Source organism: Mycetocola tolaasinivorans (genome assembly GCF_003667565.1).
Taxonomy (GTDB): Bacteria; Actinomycetota; Actinomycetes; order Actinomycetales; family Microbacteriaceae; genus Mycetocola; species Mycetocola tolaasinivorans.
The window spans coordinates 152,409-171,954 of sequence record NZ_RCUX01000004.1 but is presented as its reverse complement, the minus strand read 5'-3'; the positions used below and the strand labels follow the sequence as shown (position 1 = coordinate 171,954).

At 65.1% G+C, this 19,546-nt stretch carries 17 protein-coding genes; 13 read left to right on the top strand and 4 right to left on the bottom strand.

Annotation, left to right across the window (positions count from 1 at the left end):
• Positions 1-7: 7 nt before the first annotated feature.
• The gene (locus D9V32_RS06235) at positions 8-1,231 is read right to left on the bottom strand and encodes a Fic family protein (RefSeq protein WP_121648037.1); all 1,224 of its coding nucleotides are present in this window, start codon (positions 1,229-1,231) and stop codon (positions 8-10) included.
• 133 nt (positions 1,232-1,364) lie between these two features.
• Positions 1,365-1,928, bottom strand: coding sequence for a TetR/AcrR family transcriptional regulator (locus tag D9V32_RS06230; protein WP_121648036.1), 564 nt, complete (start codon positions 1,926-1,928; stop codon positions 1,365-1,367).
• A 95-nt stretch (positions 1,929-2,023) separates the two neighbouring features.
• Here D9V32_RS06230 and D9V32_RS06225 point away from each other — a divergent pair, with 95 nt between their 5' ends.
• Both D9V32_RS06225 and D9V32_RS06220 read left to right on the top strand, forming a co-directional pair.
• Positions 2,024-2,971: an alpha/beta hydrolase gene (locus D9V32_RS06225; protein ID WP_121648035.1), complete on the top strand. Its 948-nt coding sequence runs from the start codon at positions 2,024-2,026 to the stop codon at positions 2,969-2,971.
• Between the two features lie 48 nt (positions 2,972-3,019).
• Positions 3,020-4,300 (top strand): SDR family NAD(P)-dependent oxidoreductase, encoded by a 1,281-nt coding sequence (locus D9V32_RS06220; protein ID WP_121648034.1) that lies wholly within the window; start codon positions 3,020-3,022, stop codon positions 4,298-4,300.
• Between the two features lie 17 nt (positions 4,301-4,317).
• Here D9V32_RS06220 and D9V32_RS06215 read toward each other — a convergent pair whose 3' ends face one another.
• Positions 4,318-5,064, bottom strand: a complete 747-nt coding sequence (locus tag D9V32_RS06215) for a ferritin-like fold-containing protein (protein ID WP_121648033.1) — start codon at positions 5,062-5,064, stop codon at positions 4,318-4,320.
• 117 nt (positions 5,065-5,181) lie between these two features.
• Here D9V32_RS06215 and D9V32_RS06210 point away from each other — a divergent pair, with 117 nt between their 5' ends.
• A complete protein-coding gene (locus D9V32_RS06210; RefSeq protein ID WP_183086213.1) occupies positions 5,182-6,720 on the top strand; it encodes a DEAD/DEAH box helicase in 1,539 nt (512 codons plus the stop codon).
• Between the two features lie 54 nt (positions 6,721-6,774).
• Here the strand turns inward: D9V32_RS06210 and D9V32_RS06205 are convergent, their stop codons facing one another.
• Complete coding sequence (locus tag D9V32_RS06205) at positions 6,775-7,650, bottom strand: PHP domain-containing protein (RefSeq protein WP_121648031.1); 876 nt, start codon at positions 7,648-7,650, stop codon at positions 6,775-6,777.
• Between the two features lie 74 nt (positions 7,651-7,724).
• On the opposite strand from D9V32_RS06205, the gene D9V32_RS06200 reads away from it, so the two are divergent.
• The 10 genes from D9V32_RS06200 to D9V32_RS06155 all read left to right on the top strand — a co-directional run bounded on the left by D9V32_RS06200 (position 7,725) and on the right by D9V32_RS06155 (position 19,470).
• Positions 7,725-8,750 carry an endonuclease/exonuclease/phosphatase family protein gene (locus tag D9V32_RS06200; RefSeq protein ID WP_121648030.1) on the top strand — a complete coding sequence of 342 codons (1,026 nt, stop codon included), beginning with the start codon at positions 7,725-7,727 and terminating at the stop codon, positions 8,748-8,750.
• Between the two features lie 117 nt (positions 8,751-8,867).
• Complete coding sequence (locus tag D9V32_RS06195; protein ID WP_121648029.1) at positions 8,868-10,250, top strand: aminopeptidase P family protein; 1,383 nt, start codon at positions 8,868-8,870, stop codon at positions 10,248-10,250.
• Positions 10,251-10,430: 180 nt separating this feature from the next.
• Positions 10,431-10,952, top strand: coding sequence for a hypothetical protein (locus D9V32_RS06190; protein WP_121648028.1), 522 nt, complete (start codon positions 10,431-10,433; stop codon positions 10,950-10,952).
• An 87-nt stretch (positions 10,953-11,039) separates the two neighbouring features.
• On the top strand, positions 11,040-11,882 hold the full coding sequence (locus D9V32_RS06185; RefSeq protein ID WP_121648027.1) for a helix-turn-helix domain-containing protein: 843 nt from the start codon (positions 11,040-11,042) through the stop codon (positions 11,880-11,882).
• A 5-nt stretch (positions 11,883-11,887) separates the two neighbouring features.
• Positions 11,888-12,838 carry a Fic family protein gene (locus D9V32_RS06180; RefSeq protein ID WP_220700664.1) on the top strand — a complete coding sequence of 317 codons (951 nt, stop codon included), beginning with the start codon at positions 11,888-11,890 and terminating at the stop codon, positions 12,836-12,838.
• A 155-nt stretch (positions 12,839-12,993) separates the two neighbouring features.
• Positions 12,994-14,025 carry a LacI family DNA-binding transcriptional regulator gene (locus tag D9V32_RS06175; protein WP_121648026.1) on the top strand — a complete coding sequence of 344 codons (1,032 nt, stop codon included), beginning with the start codon at positions 12,994-12,996 and terminating at the stop codon, positions 14,023-14,025.
• Positions 14,026-14,176: 151 nt separating this feature from the next.
• Entirely contained in the window at positions 14,177-15,970 is a 1,794-nt protein-coding gene (locus D9V32_RS06170) for a glycoside hydrolase family 13 protein (RefSeq protein ID WP_121648025.1), read from the top strand.
• 21 nt (positions 15,971-15,991) lie between these two features.
• A complete protein-coding gene (locus D9V32_RS06165; protein ID WP_121648024.1) occupies positions 15,992-17,371 on the top strand; it encodes an ABC transporter substrate-binding protein in 1,380 nt (459 codons plus the stop codon).
• 159 nt (positions 17,372-17,530) lie between these two features.
• The gene (locus D9V32_RS06160) at positions 17,531-18,469 is read left to right on the top strand and encodes a carbohydrate ABC transporter permease (protein ID WP_183086202.1); all 939 of its coding nucleotides are present in this window, start codon (positions 17,531-17,533) and stop codon (positions 18,467-18,469) included.
• On the top strand, positions 18,466-19,470 hold the full coding sequence (locus tag D9V32_RS06155) for a carbohydrate ABC transporter permease (protein ID WP_220700663.1): 1,005 nt from the start codon (positions 18,466-18,468) through the stop codon (positions 19,468-19,470). The genes D9V32_RS06160 and D9V32_RS06155 overlap by 4 nt, the downstream gene beginning before the upstream one ends.
• Positions 19,471-19,546 lie beyond the last annotated feature (76 nt).

Below are 19,546 nucleotides of genomic sequence, written 5' to 3'. Positions count from 1 at the left end.
ACTCGGATCAGCCGTCCGCACCCAGCGCGGCCATTCGGCGCAGAATGCGCCGTTCGAGATCGTCGAGCTCGGCGAGCACCTCGGATGCGACCCACACTCGGTTCCGTTTTCTTCCGGTGACCTCCCGCAAGAACCCGGCTGCCTCCAGCTGATCAACCGCACGAAATGCTTGCCTCTCGGACGCGCCGGTGAGGTGCTCGATCTCGGCCGTGTTCAGCACGGGGTGGTCGAAGAATGCGTCAATCAGCAGTTCCATCGTCGATCCGAGTCGGGGCCGCAGCTCCGCCTGCCATTCGTGCGGCATCGAGGTGATTCGCGAAATAGTCTCTCGCGCACACTCGGCCGCGGCCTGAGCGGAGCGGGCAAACAGATCGATCAGTGGCGCGGGGTCACCGAGGCGATAGACACCGAGTGCGGTGAAGTAGTCATCTCGACGGGCGAGCAAACCACTGGCGAGCGGAATCACCGCGTTGCGCGTCACACCCCGGCGGTGCAGAATCGCCGAGACCAGTGCGCGCCCAATTCGACCATTTCCGTCGGTAAACGCGTGGATTGATTCGAACTGTGCGTGGCCAATCGCGGCCTGCACCATCACGGGGATGTCGTCTCGGTTCAGGTAGTGAATGAGGTCTTCCATGAGACCCTCCACCCGCCCCGGCACCGGGGGCACGTGGAGGGCATCCCGAGGGGCGAAATCGCTTCCGCCGATCCAGTTCTGCATGTCTCGAAACCTGCCCGCATTTGCCGACTCGGCCAAATCGTGTGCCATGAGTGCGTGGTGAGCACGAAGGAGATCATCGACCACAAACGAACCACGATTACCCACATCGGTAATGAGTTCGTGAAGCGCCGCTGACGCCGCAACCATGCTCACCGCGGAGGAGTTCGACTTCTGCCCGCCGAGCGCTCGAGCGTAGTCCTCGGCCGAAGCCGCAAGGCGTTCAATCTTTGATGATGCAACCGACTCCGAGCGCACCATAAAGTGGCTGAGCACGTCGGAATGCCCTTCGGCATCCGTGTCGGCCTGTGCAACGACCAGGAGCGCGCGCTCCATCGCCATGAGCACCGACAACGGCGGCAGATAGTCCAACTCGCGAATAAACGGCGGAATGCTCGCGTCAACCTCGCTGAGCATTCGATCCGCCCGCGTTCCGCCGCGCGACTGCTGGCGCCATGGGAGCGTCTCGACCCCGTGTGGCGGCCAAACCTGCGTGTGGGCGTATCGACTCATGGGCTCACACTATCCCCGATTACCGACGCTTAGGGAGAAAAATGTCAGTAATAGTTATTTTACTGACACCTAGACGCATCAAGAGTCAGTAAAGGGTGCATTACTGACACCCAGGTCAAGGGCGAGAATGACGCTAGGGCCGGAGCAGATCCGCGACCGCCTGGCGCACGACCTCTCCCCGCTCCTCAGGACTCTGCGGACCGACAATTGAATTCAACTCGGGCTGCATCGTTGCCCAGAAACCCGACATGTGAATAACCAGCGCGAGCGTAACCTCCGCCGAGTGGCGGGTACTGATGAGACCGTCGGCCTGAGCCTTCGCAATGGCGGCAATCTTTGCCCGATTACTCTCCAAGGCAACACCCAGTAGGGGTTGCCCCCCTCGCTCGAGACGCTGCCAGGTAGCAAGTCGCATGATTTCTGGGTGCGCGTCGTTCCCCAGGGCGAGCGCCGCAGCATACGCAGGGAGGTCGTCGACGTTGATCGGAACGCCCTCGACAACCTCGCGCCCAATCTGAGCAAACACGGCCTCGAACAGCTGATCCTTGCTTCCGAAGTAGTGGTAGATCTGCGCCTTGTTGCTTTTCGCCTGAGCCGCAATACGGTCAATTCTGGCCCCGGCAATGCCGTGCTCAGCAAACTCCGCTCGGGCAGCGGCGAGCAGTCGTGCCTGGGTAGCTTCAGCGTCTCTCTGCATGCCATCAGCATACCAACTAACTAACCAGTTGACAGATTCAATGCGCAGGGTTATCGTTTTTGTAATCAACCAACTAGTTAGAAAGCGTGTGAAAAATGGTGAAGTACGATCCCCTGATTGAGCGGTCGGCAGCCCGACAGGCGCGCAGGATGCAGGTCATGTTCCCCCTCATGCGCCTGCTGTTTGTAAATTCTCCGCGCCTGCGGTTTGCCACGAAGAAAATCGCAAAACCGACAACGATCACGATCCCCACTCGTCACGGCGCTATCTCCGCGCTGGTGTATTCACCTACCCCCGCCGACATTCAGGCACAGCTGGCGGCAGGGCACCGCCCGCCCGTACACCTCATTACCCACGGCGGAGGCTTCATCCTAAAGACGCCAAAACAGGAGGACAACGTCGCCGAGTATCTCGCCTCCGAGGTTGGATGCTACGTCGTCATTCCCGACTACGACGCGGCACCCGCGGTACGTTTCCCGGTTGAGGAGGAGGAGAGCTACGACGCATTTCGCTGGATTCACGAACACGGCAACGAACAGGGATGGGATCAGGACCGGGTCACGGTGGGCGGTGCCAGCGCCGGAGGAAAGCTTGCTCTCAACGTTGCGCTCATGGCAATCGATGACGGCTATTACGTCCCGCTCGCGGTCTCCAGCGAGTACGGTGCTGCGGACATGAGCATGCCGGATGAGGCACGCACCTCGGCGAAGAAGAACCCGATCGTAGGTAATGGCCTCATGACCCTCATCAGGAAGACCTACTTTGTTGGTGCCGACCTGACCACGCCGCTCGCCTCACCGGCCCTGCATCCCCGGCTCGCAGAGCTACCACCGACGCTGATTGAAACGGCGGAGCTTGACACCCTGAAACACGAGTCAAATGCGCTCGCCGCGAAGCTCACCCGCCTCGGAGCCGAGGTGACGCACCGGGAATTTGCCGGGGTGGACCACGCCTTCACGCATGCGAAGCCCGTCGAGGTCGCCCGCGAAGCCATCACGATGATTGGCGATCATCTCAAAAAAGCCTACGCGCGCGCTATCTGAGGCCCCCACGCGTGGAAACCATCAATTACGCATCAAAGGACACAGCTCATGACTGAAAAAGTTTGGTTCATCACCGGTACCTCCCGCGGCCTTGGCCGTCGGATCGCCGAGGCCGCGCTGAGCCGCGGTGACTCGGTCGCTGCAACTGCACGCAACACGGACACCCTCGCGGACCTTATTGCGGCCTACCCCGAGCGAGCGCTCGCCCTCACACTGGATGTGACGAATGACTCCCAGGTTGCAGACGCAGTCGCGGGAGCACTCGCCCGTTTCGGGCACCTGGACGTCGTCGTGAACAACGCCGGCTATGCGGATCTCGCGGCCATCGAAGACACAACCCCGAGTGCCTTCCGCGCCCAAATCGACACCAACCTGATGGGCACCGTCTCGGTCTCCCAGGCGGTCCTGCCCGCCATGCGCGCCCAGGGTACGGGGCGAATCATCAACGTCTCCTCCGTCGGGTCGCGTATTGCCACTCCCGGCTTAGGCGCTTACCAGACGGCAAAGTGGGCGGTGAGTGGCTTCACGGAGGTGCTCGCGTCCGAAGTGGCCCCGCTGGGAATCTCGGTCACCGCGCTTGAGCCCGGCGGCATGCCCACCGACTGGGCCGGTAGTTCAATGAGCGTCCCCAGCGTCTCAGCCCCCTATACCGGCACTGTGGGCATCATCCGGGATGTCCTCGCCAGCGGGGCGCTGACCCCACTGGCAGATCTCGGAAAGGTCGCGGACGCGGTTTTGAGCGTCGCAGACCTCGAGAATCCTCCGACGCGGCTTCTCCTCGGCTCTGATGCCCTCGCCAACGCACGCGGCTACGCCGAACAGCTTGCTGCGGGGGATGAATCCTGGCGGGAGCTCAGCCGATCGACCGATCGCGAAGACGCCACCGACGCCGACCGAGACCCCCTGGGTTCACTGAGCACCTCCCCCGAGTCCGTCGTTCGCCGGTTCATCACCGAGGTGATCAACGGCGGTAACAGCGCGGCCATCGCAGAAATCTGGGCAGAGGATCTGAAGTGGCACGGCGGAAGCCTGGGCGACATTCAGGGTCTCCCGGCGTACCAGGAGTTTGCCGCGGCCAACGCCTCCGATGCGTTTACCGGAATGCACCTGGAAATCGGTGAACTCCTCACCGTGGGAAACCGCGTGGTTGTACGCTTCACCAACAGCGGAACCCAGACCGGCACCTTTATGGGAGCGGCACCGAGCGGAGTGCACGCGGAGTGGCTCGGTATCGCAATCTATACGGTGAAAGACGGAAAGATCAGCGAGGGTTGGTTTGGCGAGGACATCCTCGGCATGCTGTTGCAGATCGGGGCAGTGAAACTCTAGAAGCGTACACCTCAGAGCTAGGCCGTCAGACCCAGCCCATCCATGCGCTGGGTGTGGCGGCCGATCAGCTCGGTGAAGACCGGCTCGACCCGCTCGGCGGTGTTCGCGACCGCATGGTCGCCGGCACCGGCTCCCGCGGTCACGGTTTCGAGGCGCAGGGCCGCGTGGCACACCAGGATGATGTCCCCCACGAGGCGGCGACCGCTGAGCGCGAGGCGGTGCGCGCGGCGGGGATCCTCGATGATGGCGTCACGCAGGATGTCGACAACCACGGTCGAGCCGTTGTCGGTGCTCAGCAGCGCCTCCATCCGGCCCGCGAGATCGGCGGGAAGCTGGGCCGCGAGACCACGGAAGAAGTCATCCAGGAAACCCTGGGTAATGTACAGGCCGAGCAGACCCTCGTTGATCGAGTCACCGCGGGCGATGCCCAGCAGGCGATCAATAGCCACAACGTACGGCGACATCAGAACCTGCGGGTCCTCCCCGCGGCGTCGAATCTCGCGCACGAGTTCGTGGTGCTTCCGCAGCGCCAGCCCGGCCGGGCCCGCGATCAGCTCGGTGGTCAGCAAACGGCCGCTATCTCGGCTGATCGCCGAGTACTGCTGGAACACCGCGAGCTGAAGGTATGCGGCCTGCCCGAGGAAGTCCGAGGTGTCCGACGCAAGCTCGGCAAAGTCCACCCGAGTGGTGGGAACGGTGCTCGCGCGCAGTACCACCGTGGGCTCATTGGAGGAGGGGCCACGCCGCCGAAACCAGGAAATCACGTGCTCAGTCTACGCGTCCCGGTAAGCTGGGTGTGTCTCATCATCGGAATGAGACCCTACGCCCGCACGCAGAATCACTCGGCGTAGACCAATATCACTGCATGACAGGCAATAAATATCGTGACTTTTCTTGAACTCGGCGTCGCCCAGGACATGGTGGACGCCCTCGCCGGTAAGGGAATTACCGCGCCGTTCCCCATCCAGGAACAGACCATCCCGCTGGCCATCGCCGGCCAGGACATCATCGGCCAGGCAAAGACCGGCACCGGAAAGACCTTCGGTTTTGGTCTGCCCGTGCTGCAGCGTCTCGGCGACAACCCCGAGCCGGGCGTCAAGGCCCTGATCGTCGTCCCGACCCGCGAGCTTGCGGTTCAGGTGTACGAAGACCTCGTGCTCGCCGCAAGCAACCGCTCCACCAAGATCGCCGCCATCTACGGCGGTAAGGCCTATGAGGGCCAGATCGAGGAGATCAAGGCCGGCGCCCAGGTGATCGTCGGAACCCCCGGCCGCCTGATCGACCTCAACAACCAGCGCCTGCTGGACTTCTCCAAGATCCAGGAGATGGTGCTCGACGAGGCCGACAAGATGCTTGACCTCGGCTTCCTCGCCGACATCGAGCGCCTCTTCTCCAAGACCCCGGCCGAGCGCCACACCATGCTGTTCTCGGCCACCATGCCCGGACCGATCGTGGCGCTGTCGCGCCGCTTCATGACCAAGCCCATCCACATTCGCGCGAGCGACCCGGATGAGGGCCTGACCCAGGCAAACATCAAGCACGTCATCTACCGCGCGCACTCGCTCGACAAGGACGAGGTCATCGCCCGCATCCTGCAGGCCGAGGGTCGCGGCAAGACCGTGATCTTCACCCGCACGAAGCGTGCCGCAGCCCGCCTGATGGACGAGCTCAACGACCGCGGCTTCAACGCCACCGCCGTCCACGGCGACCTCGGCCAGGAGCAGCGCGAGCGCGGCATGGCCTCGTTCAAGGCCGGTAAGAAGGACGTCCTGATCGCCACCGACGTGGCCGCCCGCGGCATCGATGTGGACGACGTGACCCACGTCATCAACCACACCATCCCGGATGACGAGAAGACCTACCTGCACCGCGTGGGTCGCACCGGCCGCGCCGGCAAGACCGGTATCGCCGTCACCTTCGTGGACTGGGAAGACCTGCACAAGTGGGCCCTGATCAACAGGGCGCTGGAGTTCGGCCAGCCCGAGCCCACCGAGACCTACTCGTCCTCCCCGCACCTGTTTGAGGACCTCAACATTCCCGCGGGCACCAAGGGCCGCTTGAAGCCCGCCGCACCGGCCGCACCCCGTGAGGGATCTGCCCGTTCGGGCGGTGCCGCCCGTGGCAACGGCCGAGCCGGTGGCGAGCGTCAGGGCGGCGGTCGCTCCGGCGAGCGTCCGGCTGGCGATCGCGCCGCACGCAGCGGAGACGAGGGCGAGCGCTCCTCGCGTCCGCGTCGCCGCACCCGCGGTGGCGGTGCCGCCGCAGGCCCCGCGGCCGGCGTGACCGCCGTCGAGGGCGCACCCGTCTCGGCATCCGCCCCGCAGGATGGTGAGGGCGCACCGCGTCGTCGCCGCCGCTCGCGCGGTGGCCGTGGACGCGGCGAGGGCGCACCCGCCGAGGCCGCTCCCGTAGCCGAATAGCTCACGAAAAACGCCCGCTCACCTCCTCGGAGGTGAGCGGGCGTTTTTATTGCACTACCGGGTGGCGCGAATCGGGGCGAACCCGGTCGCTTCGGCAACGATGGCCTCGACCACGTCGGGCGCGGTGGTGTTCTCCCCCAGCCGGTTGGGCTTGCCCGCCCCGTGATAGTCGCTCGATCCGGTGAGCGCGAGATCATAGCGGGACGCCAGCTCGCGCAGCCACTCCTTGCCCTCGGGGGTGTTTTCGCGGTGATCGATCTCCATCCCGAACAGACCGGCCTCGGCCATCTCCGCGACCACGGACTCCGGCATCAGCCGACCGCGGGTGCCGGTTGCGGGGTGTGCGATCACCGGCACGCCTCCGGCCGCACGAATCATGCGGATCGCGACGAGGGGATCCGGGGCGTACAGCGGAATGATGTAGCCGCTGCGCGGGTGCAGAATGGTGGCGAACGCCGCGCTGCGATCGGTGGAGAAGCCCCGGGCAACCAGCGCATCGGCGATGTGTGGGCGGCCGATCGAGGCACCCGGAGTGGTCTGCTCGAGGACGTCCTCCCAGGTAATCGCATAGTCCACCCCGATATTCTGCACGATCTCGGCGGCACGGGTTTTGCGAGCCACACGGATGCGCTCGGTCTCGGCCATGATCTCGGGATTGGTCGGGTCGAACAGGTAGGCGAGCATGTGCACGCTCATGCCGTGGTGGCGGGTGCTCAGCTCCATACCCGGAATCAGGTTCACCCCCACTTCAGGGGCCGCGACCATTGCCTCGGGCCAGCCCGCGGTGGTGTCGTGATCGGTCAGTGCGACCGTACCCAAACCCGCGGCGGCCGCCGCCCTCACCAGCTCCGCGGGGCTTTCGGTGCCGTCGGAAACCCGAGAGTGGGTGTGGAGATCGGCGGGGCCACGAAGGGGCAAATCAAGGGGCATACGCACAAGTCTAGGCCGCACGCTCAGGTTCCTCTCGGGAACTCACAGTTTTCGACAGATATCCTGACTCGGTCATGTTCAAGTTCCTCGGCGCACTCCTCACCCTCGCGGTAGCACTGGTCCTTCTCATCGTGACCTGGCCCCCGCTCTTCGGGCTCCAGACTACGATGTGGGTGGCGCAGGTCACCGCCATGCGCGGGCTCCTCACCGCATGCTGCATCGCGGCCCTGGTGTTGCTCCTGTTCATTGGAATCATCCGTCCGCTGCGCGGTTTTGCCGGAGGAATGGCCATCGTCATGTTCCTGGCAGCCCTGGCAAACGGTGGCATTCTGCTGTACCGCGGATTCGACCAGACCTCGCTGCCAGAGCCGACGGATCAGTCGGTCACCGTCCTGAGCTGGAACACCCTCGGCACGGCGGTAAACCCCGAGACCATCGCGAAGCTCGCGCTGGATTCCAACGCGGACATCGTGGCTCTGCCGGAGGCACCCCGTACCCACGGTGACGCGGTCGCGGGTGCGATGAAGGCCGCCGGGAAGCCCATGGGCGTGTACACCCAAACATTCAATTCTGGCGGAGCGATCAGCGCAACGACGGTGTTGGTCTCGACCCGCCTCGGGAAGTACACCCAGGCCGCAAGCAATGGCCTGGGCGATCAGAACACCCTGGTGGTGCCCAGCGTCGTCCTCTACCCCGCCAACGGTACCGGCCCAACCATCATCGCAAGTCACGCGGTCTCCCCCTCGAAACCGCAGATGCACAACTGGCGGGATGACCTCGCCTGGCTTGCCGCCCAGTGCGACGCTGAAAACGTCATCATCGCCGGCGATTTCAATGCGACGCTGGACAGCATCGCCGGAATGGGCATCGGCCCCGGTGCCACCCTCGGCCGCTGCCTGGATGCCGGCCTCGCCACACGCTCCGCTGCCCTCGGCACCTGGCCCACCAAGCTTCCCGCGTTCCTCGGTGCCCCAATCGACCACGTGTTTGCGACCCCGGTGTGGAACTTCACCGGGATGACCGTACACTCCGAGTTTGACGAGGCGGGCAGTGACCACCGCCCCATTACCGTGCGTATGGTTCCCGCCACCGCCGACTAACAACCGACGCTCCACGGGCCCCATTCGAGTCGGTATACGCGACATCCGCCAGCGTGTCACCCGTTTGGCTGGGACGGGCTGTCCCGAAGGGGCCCGGCTGGTGGCAGAATGGTAGGCATGAACACGAGCAGCGAAGAGACCACGGACGCCCGATCCACCACCCCCGCATCGGACCGCTTCCAGGATTACATCGGGACCCAGTGGGCCGATCGCCGGGATGAGCTCCCCGAAACGCGCGCCCAGGCCGCGTTCGCGTTTGAGCGTCGCGCCGCGGTGAGTGCCGCATTCCCGGGCCGCCGCGTGGTGATCGAGGCGGGCGAGCCGAAGCAGCGCTCGAACGACACCGACTACCCGTACCGCGCCCACTCGGCGTTTGCCCACCTCACCGGCTGGGGTGCCGACTCCGAGCCCGGTGCCGTACTCGTTTTCGAACCCGCAGGCGATGGCCACGAAACCACCCTCTACTTCCGCGAGCGTGCCGGCCGCGACTCCGATGAGTTCTACGCGAACCACGCCATCGGCGAGTTCTGGATCGGCCCGCGCCCCTCGCTGGTGCAGGTCGCCGCCGACCTCGCACTCGACACCGCGCACCTCGACGAGTTCGTCGCCACCGATTCCGACCTCCGCATCGACCACGATGAGGAGCTCACCCGCTTCGTCTCCGAGCTGCGCCTGGTCAAGGACGCCTTCGAGATCGAGGAAATGCGCAAGGCCGTGAACGCCACCGCCGGTGGTTTTGACGCCTTCCTCGCCGAGCTGCCCCGCATCATCGCCTCCCCGCGTGGCGAGCGCGTGGTGGAGGGCGTGTTCAACGCCCACGCACGCGAGCACGGCAACACCGTCGGTTACGACACCATCGCGGCCTCCGGCTCGCACGCCTGCATCCTGCACTGGACCCGCAACGACGGTGCGGTTGTGCCGGGCGACCTGATCCTGGTAGACGCCGGCGTCGAGGTCGAGAGCCTCTACACCGCCGACATCACCCGCACGCTGCCGATCAACGGTACCTTCACCGACGTGCAGCGCAAGGTCTACGAGGCCGTGCGTGAGGCCGCCGACGCCGCGCTCGCCATCGCCCGCCCGGGCATCGTCTTCAAGGAGCTGCACGCCGCCGCAATGGAGGTCATCGCCGCCCGCACCGCCGAGTGGGGCTTCCTGCCGGTCTCGGCCGCGGAATCCCTGCTGCCGGAGAACCAGTTCCACCGCCGCTACATGGTGCACGGCACGAGCCACCACCTCGGCATCGACGTGCACGACTGCGCCCAGGCTCGCCGCGACTTCTACCACGAGGGCATCGTTGAGGAGGGCATGGTCTTCACCATCGAGCCCGGCCTCTACTTCCAGAAGGATGACCTCACCGTTCCCGAGGAGTTCCGCGGAATCGGTGTCCGCATCGAGGATGACATCCTGGTCACCGCCGACGGTGCCGAAAACCTCTCGGCCCACATCCCGCGCACCGCGGATGAGGTTGAGGCCTGGATCGCGCGCCTGAATGGTTAAGAAGCTGAATGGCTAAGAAGCCGAATGGCTAAATCCAAACGCCTCACGGCCCGTATCGCCGCTTCCACCGGTTGGTGGGGGCGGCGATCGCCGTTTACGCCCCTCGGACTCGGCACACCATATCGGTCCGGTTTGTCCGTAACCCTGGCATCTCCGTGGTGAAGGGCGCAGAATGGAGGCATGACCGCCACCGTGGATCTGATCGATGCCTTCCGCAACGCCGACCCCGAACGCCGTGCCAGGCTCCTGCGCGGCTGCGAGGCGGGGGCAGACCGCGCGCGGGTTGACTTCCTGATTGAGGTACTCGAAGACACCGCTCAGGATCCCATGGTGCGCGCCGAGGCCATTCGCTCGCTCGGCCTTATCGCCGCTATCGATGGCGAGGAACCCGGCCGTCTCTTTGATGAGGAGCTGGACGCCGCCCGCAACCTCATCGGTGAGATCCTCGCCGGCATCGCCAATCGCGACCCCGATGACGACGTGCGCGTGTGGGCCCTGAGAGACCTCTCCCGCTGCGACCTGCCCGACTCGGCGATTCGAGTGCTCGTTGGCCTCGCCCTTGCCGAAAATGAGGACGCCCTGCTGCGCACCCTCGCGGCCGCGGCCGTCTACGCTCAGGCACCGGAGTCCGTCGTGCGCACCGAGGCCCTCCCGGTCTTTGACCGCGACCCGATCCTCGCCGGCGGCCCGCACCCCGCCTAATCGGGACGAATCGCGGTGCGTTCCGGAGCCCACACCGCTCGCTGCAACATTCTTGTTACACCTGCCACAGGGGTGTTACCGTAGGGCATGGACATCGATGCGCTCATTCGCGAACTCGGCAAAACCCCGAGCGAAACGGCGCGCGCCACCGGGCTCTCGCGTATGACCGTGCAGCGCGTGCGAGACGGCGCATCCTCCCCCGGTATCGCGACGCTGCGGGAGTTTGCCCTCGCCGCCGGCTATGACATCAGTGTGAGCCTCGTGCCCACGAGCGATCCCCTCGCTGCGCTGGCCGCCCGGGCGCTTCTCGATCCGGCATTTCGCGCGCACCTGCCGGCCGCGCCGGACGTGGCCGTAGGCTCGGTAAGCTTGGCAGATTCTGCGCATGCAACAGACTCGCGATCAGCCGATACCGCGACGCTGCTTCTGGCCCACCCGGAGGTTCGCGCATGGATCGCGCGGTTCGACCGCTGGAATGCACACACGCCCGATGAGATCCTGGCGGTCGCGGGACGGGCCTCTGCCCCCCAGCATCGAGCCGGTGCGCGCTATTTTCGCCCGCGACCCGGTTTCACCCATGAGCGCTTCCTCAAGCTGCTGGGGTTGGCGGCGTCCTCGGGCCACGGCGACTACGCGCTGTCCGGCGTTCCGGTAGCCGACCTCTACCTGGGCGGCCACACGCTCGGCCCCACGGTTCTCTGGACGACGGATGCCGAGGGCGTCGCCGCGCGCATCGGAGAGACCCTGCACGAGGACGCTCACTTTCAACCGGCCGGCGTGATCATCGCCCCGACACCGCCCGACTACCTCATCGATTCGGTTTCGGCAGAGCTCCCGGGGCTCCGAATCGTCTCCCCGATCCAGGCGGCACTGGACCTCCATGGGCTCGGCTTTACCGAGCGTGCAGCACTCATCACGGAGGGGTGGTGAGCCCGGTGGACACACCGCTTCCCCCGGGGGACGCCACGGGTGATCGATACGTCGCCGCGCTCTCTGCACCCGCTTGGGGGTACGATTCGAGCGAGTTTCTCCGCCGTCGCGCTCACGGCTCACACCACGGGGGCAGCTCTCCGAGTGGTTCCGAGCGCGCGCTGTGGAGGCCCCATCCGGCGCCGCACCCAACGCCTCATCCGTCGGCACCGATCAGCACCGGGCGCATCACCTGGGAACCCGACGCAATCTCCTTCGATCTCATTCCCGCCTCCGACCCCGGGCGCGCGCTCTTCCGGCTACAGAAGTCACTGCCGACGCTGATCTGGAACGCAGCGGCCCTCGAGGGCAACACCTTCACGCTTCCCCAGGTGCGCACCCTCCTTGAGGGAGTCACCGTCGGCGGTAAGCGCCAGGCGGAGGCCGATCAGATTCTCGCCCTCAGCGAGGGGATGGACATCATGGTCGGCGAGGTGCGAGCAGGCACCTTTGCCCTGACCAAGGAGCTCTCCGATCGGGTGCACGCCGCAATCGCGCGGCACGAGGCCATCGAGGCGGGAGCTTTTCGCGGCGAGGGAACGGTTGTGGGCGGGGGTTCCGTGCGCCTTGCCGGCGGCGGAACCATCGGCGGCGACCCCGCGGGTGCCGCGGGCGAACGACTGATCACCGACCACCAGAACCTGCTCGCCGCGGTCGGCGCCCTGCCGGACCCTCGCGCGGCGGCACTGGTCTACTTTGCCTCGGCCACCCGGTCGCAGTTCTACTTCGATGGCAATAAGCGCACGGCGCGAATCATGATGACGGGCGCGCTCCTACACGCGGGCTACGAGCCGGTGAGTGTTCCCTACGCACGCAGCGAGGAGTTCAATGTCGCCCTCGACACCCTCTTCACCACCGATAGCGCCACCGAGCTGATCGAGTTTCTGACAACCTGCGCGCCAAAGAGCATTGCGTAGGCATCGCGCCACGCCGATCCCGAGCAGCACCACGGCCCTCTTTTCACCGGGTTTCCACCCCGGTTCGGGGCGCTATCGGCACCCGATTCACCCAAAACTCAGAAATCGACGCAAAACACTTACTTTTTTATGCAAGAAATTGCTAGTGTTGCGGCATGTCACGAAGACTCGCAGAGGTAGCCCGCAAGGTTGGCGTGAGTGAGGCGACGGTCAGTCGCGTCCTCAATGGAAAGCCGGGGGTGTCGGAGGCCACGCGCAATGCCGTACTGACCGCCCTCGACGTGCTCGGTTACGAGCGACCGTCCAGTCTGCGTGGTGAGCGCGCCCGGCTGGTGGGGCTCGTCCTTCCCGAACTCCAGAACCCGATCTTTCCCGCATTTGCCGAGGTGGTCTCCGGCGCACTCGCCCAAAACGGCTACACCCCGGTGCTCTGCACGCAGACCACCGGCGGTATTTCCGAGGCCGACTACGTGGATCTGCTCCTCTCACAGCGGGTCTCGGGCGTCGTTTTTTCGGGCGGCGCGTATGCCGAAACCGAGGCGAGTCACGAACACTACGGCCGCCTCACCGAGCTCGGGTTGCCGTTCGTCTTTGTGAACGCCCTGGCCGACGGCCTCGACGTGGCCACGGTTTCCTGCGACGATTCGGTCGCGATGGAGCAGGCGCTCGTGCACCTGCACCAGCTTGGCCACACCAAGATCGGCCTGATTCTCGGCCCGCGTGATCACGTCCCGTCTCAGCGTAAATACCAGACGGCGCTGCGCTGGGGTGCAACAAACGGGGTGGACTTTACCGGCAACCGCGTGATCCACTCGCTCTACTCTCTCGAGGCCGGCCAGGTCGCGGCTACGCGCCTGCTACAGGACACCGAGGCCACCGCGTTTGTGTGTGCGAGCGATCTGCTGGCACTCGGGGCGATCCGGGCGGTGCGTCGGGCCGGGCTCAGCGTGCCCGCCGACGTCTCGGTCGTGGGCTACGACGACTCGGCACTGATGAACGCCGTCGAACCGCCGCTGACCACGATCCGCCAGCCCATCGAGACCATGGGACGCATGGTGGTGGAGCTCCTGCTACGCCAGATTGGCGAGGATTCCGCGACCCGGGATGAGTTCCTGTTTGAGCCGGAACTCGTGGTTCGCGGCTCTACGGCGCCCGTCCGAGCGCGGATTGCACGCAAGCGAGAGTAAAAATACGTAAATTTCTTACGTTCTGTGTTGTTCTTGCGTGAATCTGTCAGTTCCCCTACATTTAGGTTTCAACAACGGCGTTGGTCGGGTTCCTGCCCTTTCGGAAAACGAGTGACGCCACGGAATACGCACAGGAAACAGAGGCGCTGGGTTGTCCAGAACCGTTGAACACTCTCCGACCGCTCAGGTCGACTCCCCCGACACCGTCGGCGCGGACACCTCCGTCGCGTCCTCGGACGCCTTCGGCACCGTACTCACCCCCTCCCCCAACTCGTGGTGGCGCGGTGACACGATCTATCAGATTTACCCCCGGTCCTTTGCCGACGGAAACGGCGATGGCACCGGCGACCTCCGTGGAGTTCGCCAGCGCCTGCCGTACCTGAAGGAACTCGGCATCAACGCCATCTGGTACACCCCGTGGTACGAGTCCCCGCTGGCCGATGGCGGCTACGACGTGGCCGACTACCGCGCGATTGACCCGGCGTTCGGCGATCTCGCCGAGGCTGAGGCGCTGATCAGCGAGGCACTCGAGCTCGGGATCCGCACCATCGTGGATGTGGTTCCGAACCACGTTTCCGCGGCCCACCGCTGGTTCCAGCAGGCCCTCGCGGCCGAGCCCGGCTCCCCCGAGCGCGCTCGCTTCTGGTTCCACCCGGGCCTCGGTGAAAACGGCGATGAGCCGCCCACGCACTGGCCCAACAACTTCTCCGGTCCCACCTGGACCCGCCTCACCAATGATGACGGCACCCCCGGGGAATGGTTCCTGCACCTGTTCGACCCGCGCCAGCCCGACCTCAACTGGTCCCACCCCGAGGTGGTCCAGGAGCACGAGGATATACTGCGCTTCTGGTTCGAACGCGGCGTCGCGGGTATCCGCATCGACTCCGCCGCACTGCTGGTGAAGGACCCGGCGCTGCCCGAGGTTCCGGAAAACCCAGGCCCCGGTGAGCACCCCAACACCGACCGCGATGAGCTGCACACCATCTACCGCGGCTGGCGCCGCGTGGCCGAGGAGTTCCGCGACCGCGCCCCCCTCGGCGGCCGCGCCCTGATCGGTGAGATCTGGCTGCCCGATGCAGAACGCTTCGCCGCCTACCTGCGCCCGGACGAGATGCACACCGCATTCAACTTCGACTTCATGGCTCGGCAGTGGAAGGCCAGCGAGCTGCGAGCCTCGATCAACCTGATGCGCGACGCCCACGCCCCCGTGGGTGCACCGTGCACCTGGGTGCTCTCGAACCACGACGTGACCCGCGTGGTTACCCGCTACGGCCGCGAGGACTCCTCCTTCGAGTTCCTGAAGAAGCGCCGCGGCACCCCCACCGACCTCGCTCTCGGCACCCGTCGGGCCCGTGCGGCGGCCCTGCTCACCGCGGCCCTGCCCGGATCGCTCTACATCTACCAGGGCGACGAACTCGGCCTGCCCGAGGTGGAGGACCTCCCCGATGAGGAGCGTCAGGACCCAATGTTCTTCCGGTCCAACGGCATCGACCCCGGCCGCGATGGCTGCCGCGTGCCGCTGCCGTGGTCCGGTCAGGAAGCCCCGTTCGGCTTTGAGCCCGAGGGTTCCGCCACCCCTACCTGGCTCTCGCAGCCCGCAGACTGGAACACCTACACGGTCGAAGCTCAGCTAAAGGATCCCGAGTCCATGCTGTCGCTCTACCGACGGATGCTCGAGTTCCGCGGCCGTGATGCCGCCCTGGGTGACGGCCCGTTCCGCTGGCTCACCGAGGAGGACCACCCGGGCTTCGGCCCCGAGGTGATCGCCTTTGCCCGGGCCGACGGCTTCATCAGCGTCACCAACTTCTCCGCGACCCCGTTCGCGCTTCCGGCCGGAGCACAGCTGCTGCTCGCCAGTTCTCCCCTCGTCGATGGCCTGCTGGCCAGTGACACCACCGTGTGGCTTCGGCTCGCACAGCACCACTCCCGCACCACCAACCACTAATCACAACGAAAGGTAATGACAATGAAGTCACCCAAGAAGGCGTTGATCGTTACGGTCTCCGCCATTGCAACACTCGGCCTGCTGGCCGGTTGTTCTAACGGAGCAAAGCCCGGAGACGGCGGGTCCGAAGGCGGACAGGTCGAGCTCTCGGTTGTCAGCCTCATTCCCGGTACCGAGCAGGCAGCATTTGACGCGTTCAACGAACAGGTCAAGCAGTTCGAGGCCGCGAACAAGGACATCAAGATCAAGCCGGTCGAGTACGAGTGGAAGGCCGACACCTTCCCCGCGCTGCTCGCCGGTGGCACCCTGCCGATCGTCTACACCATCCCGTTCACCGACGGTCAGACCCTGATCGAGAACGGCCAGCTCGCCGACATCACCGAAGAGGTCAAGGCGCTGCCGTTCTACGACAAGTTCAACCAGAACGTGTTCCAGGCCGGTACCGACGATAAGGGCCACATCTTCGCCGTTCCCCGCGAGGCATACGGAAACGGTCTGCAGTACAACCGCGACCTGTTCAAGCAGGCCGGACTCGACCCGGACAAGCCGCCGACAACCTGGGATGAGGTCCGCGCCGCGGCCAAGACCATCTCGGAGAAGACCGGCCAGGCCGGCTACATGCAGATGACCCAGGGTGCCACCGGTGGATGGCAGACCACCGTGGCGACCTACGCCCACGGCGGCCGCATGCAGACCATCGACGGCGACAAGGTCACCGCAACCCTCGACAACCCGGCGACCAAGAAGTCGCTGGAGTTCCTCAAGGAGCTGCGCTGGGAAGACAACTCCATGGGGTCGAACTTCCTGTATGACTGGGGCACCATCAACAAGGCGTTCGCCTCCGGCCAGATCGGTATGTTCACCGGTGGTAGCGACCTCTACACCGCCCTCATCCGCGAGAACCAGATGGACCCCTCGCACTACGGCATCACCACCCTGCCCCTCGAGGGCAGCAACGCCGCCGTACTCGGTGGAGGTACCCTCTCGGTCGTGAACGGTAAGGCTACCGAGGAGCAGAAGAAGGCCGCGATCAAGTGGATCAACTTCTACTACCTGCAGAAGTACCTCGACAAGGATGCCGCCGTCACCGACGCGAAGACCCTCGCCGCCGCCAACCAGGCCGTCGGTACCCCGGCCCTGCCGATCTTCGACAAGGCCACCCTGGATCAGTCGCGTGAGTGGATCAAGGAGTACATCAACGTACCCCAGGAGGCCGTGGCACCGTTCACCTCGCGGATCTTCGACCAGCCGCTGGAGATCGAGCCCACCAAGAGCACCCAGGACATCTACGGCATCCTGTCGCCGGTGGTCCAGGCAGTACTCACGGATAAGAACGCGGACATCGACGCCCTGCTGAAGCAGGCAAACTCCGACGCTCAGGCCATCCTGAACCAGAAGTAGGCATCACTCGCCCGCCAGCGTTGGCGAGCGGTCCGCGGTTCACGCCGCGTAAGTATCATCCGTGAGTGTTTCGACACCACACCGGCCGCGGGGATGGGGGCTCCCATCCCCGCGGTCACACCACGTTTTTCCCCCGTGCAGGAAGGCACCACCGCCACCATGACCACCCTCACCAAACCCGCACCGACCAAGCGTCGGCGCGCCCGGAATCCACGCACCTGGTTGCGTGGCGGTGGGCTCTCCAATCTCCTCTTCGCCGCCCCGATGATCATCATCTTTGGGCTGTTCTCGTTCTACCCGATCATCCGCGCGTTCGTGATGAGCTTCCAGAAGACCAACCTGATCACCGAACCGCAGTTCGTGGGTCTGCTGAACTTCCAGCGCGTGCTGGAGGACCCGGTATTTTGGACCGCCCTGCAGAACACCGGTTGGTTTGCGCTGCTCGCGCTGATTTTCGGTTACCCGATCCCGCTGATCGCGGCCGTGCTCATGAGCGAGGTGCGTCGGGCTCGCGGCCTGTACTCGGTCCTCGCCTATTTGCCCGTGGTCATCCCGCCGGTTGTCGCGGTGCTGCTGTGGAAGTTCTTCTACGATGCGGGCCCCAACGGTGTGTTCAACACCATCCTCGGCTGGGTGGGTCTTGGGCCCTTCCCCTGGATTCAGGATGCCACCATGGCGATGCCCTCGATCGTGCTGGAGGCCACCTGGGCCGCCGCCGGTGGAACCATCATCATCTACCTCGCAGCCCTCACCGGTGTGGCCCCCGAGCTGTATGACGCCGCCGAGATCGACGGCGCGGGTATCTGGCGCAAGATTTGGCACGTGACCCTGCCGCAGCTGCGCGGTGTGCTGCTGATCACACTGATTCTGCAGATCATCGGTACCGCCCAGGTCTTCCTCGAACCATTCCTCTTTACGGATGGAGGCCCGGCCAACTCCACGGTGACCCTCCTCCAACTCATCTACCGCTACGGCTTCCAGAACAGCCTCGGTGGTAACTACGGCTCCGCGACGGCCCTCAGCGTGATGCTGGCGCTCTTCCTCGCCCTGCTGTCCTTCGTGTACTTCCGTCTCACCTCTGGTTGGAGCAAGAATTGACCACCTCACCGACCCTGGGCGGCGTTGTCACCGCCGAAGCTGAGGCTGCGATCCTCACCGAACCGAATTCCCCGCTGCGCCCCCGCCGCGGCAAAAAGGCGAAGAAGGCCGCCTCCTCGGAGGGCCTGGATCGCGGGATTATTTCCTCGAACGAGTGGAGCCGCCGCGGTATCCGTCGCTCGGCGAACGGTATCCAGATCACCCTGCTCGTGCTGCTCGCGATCGGCGGCCTCGGCCCGATCCTGTGGCTTGCGAAGGCCGCGATCACCCCCACGCAGGACACCCTGCGCACGCCGATGGCGCTGTTCCCGAACGGTTTCGCCTGGGATAACGTCAGCAAGGCCTGGACCACCATCGGCCTCGATGTGCAGTTCATGAACACCGTCTGGGTGGCCCTCGGTGTGCTGGTAATGCAGCTGATCGTGACGATGACCGCCGGCTATGTGCTGGCCATCCTGAAGCCCGCCTACGCGAAGGTGCTGAACGCCCTCGTGCTGGCCACGCTGTTTGTTCCCTCGGTGGTGCTGCTCGTGCCGCTGTACCTGACCATTCTGGACGTGCCCTTCCTCGGGATCTCGCTGCAGAATACGTTCTGGGCGGTGTGGCTGCCGGCCGGGGCGAACGCGTTCAACATCCTGCTGGTCAAGCGCTTCTTCGAAAACCTCCCGCCGGAGATCTTTGAGGCCGCACGGACCGAGGGTGCCGGGTCGTTCCGCATCTTCTGGCAGATAGTGCTGCCGCTCTCGAAGCCCATCATCGGTGTGGTGTCGGTCTTCGCGGTGATCGCCGCCTGGAAGGACTTCCTCTGGCCCAAGCTCGTGCTGGCGCTCCCCGAGGTTCAGCCGCTGTCGGTGCGTCTGCCGCAGCTGCAGCAGACCATCGATCTGGGCACCTACCTGGCTGCCCTGGCGATCTCGACGCTGGTGCCGATCGTGCTGTTCATCATCTTCCAGGGCCTGTTCCTGAAGTCCGCCGGCATGGGCGGAGCGGTGAAGGGCTAGCCCCTCGCCACCGCCACGCACGAACGCCCACGACCGATTGGTCGTGGGCGTTCGTGTTATCCGCGGTGCCCGGAGA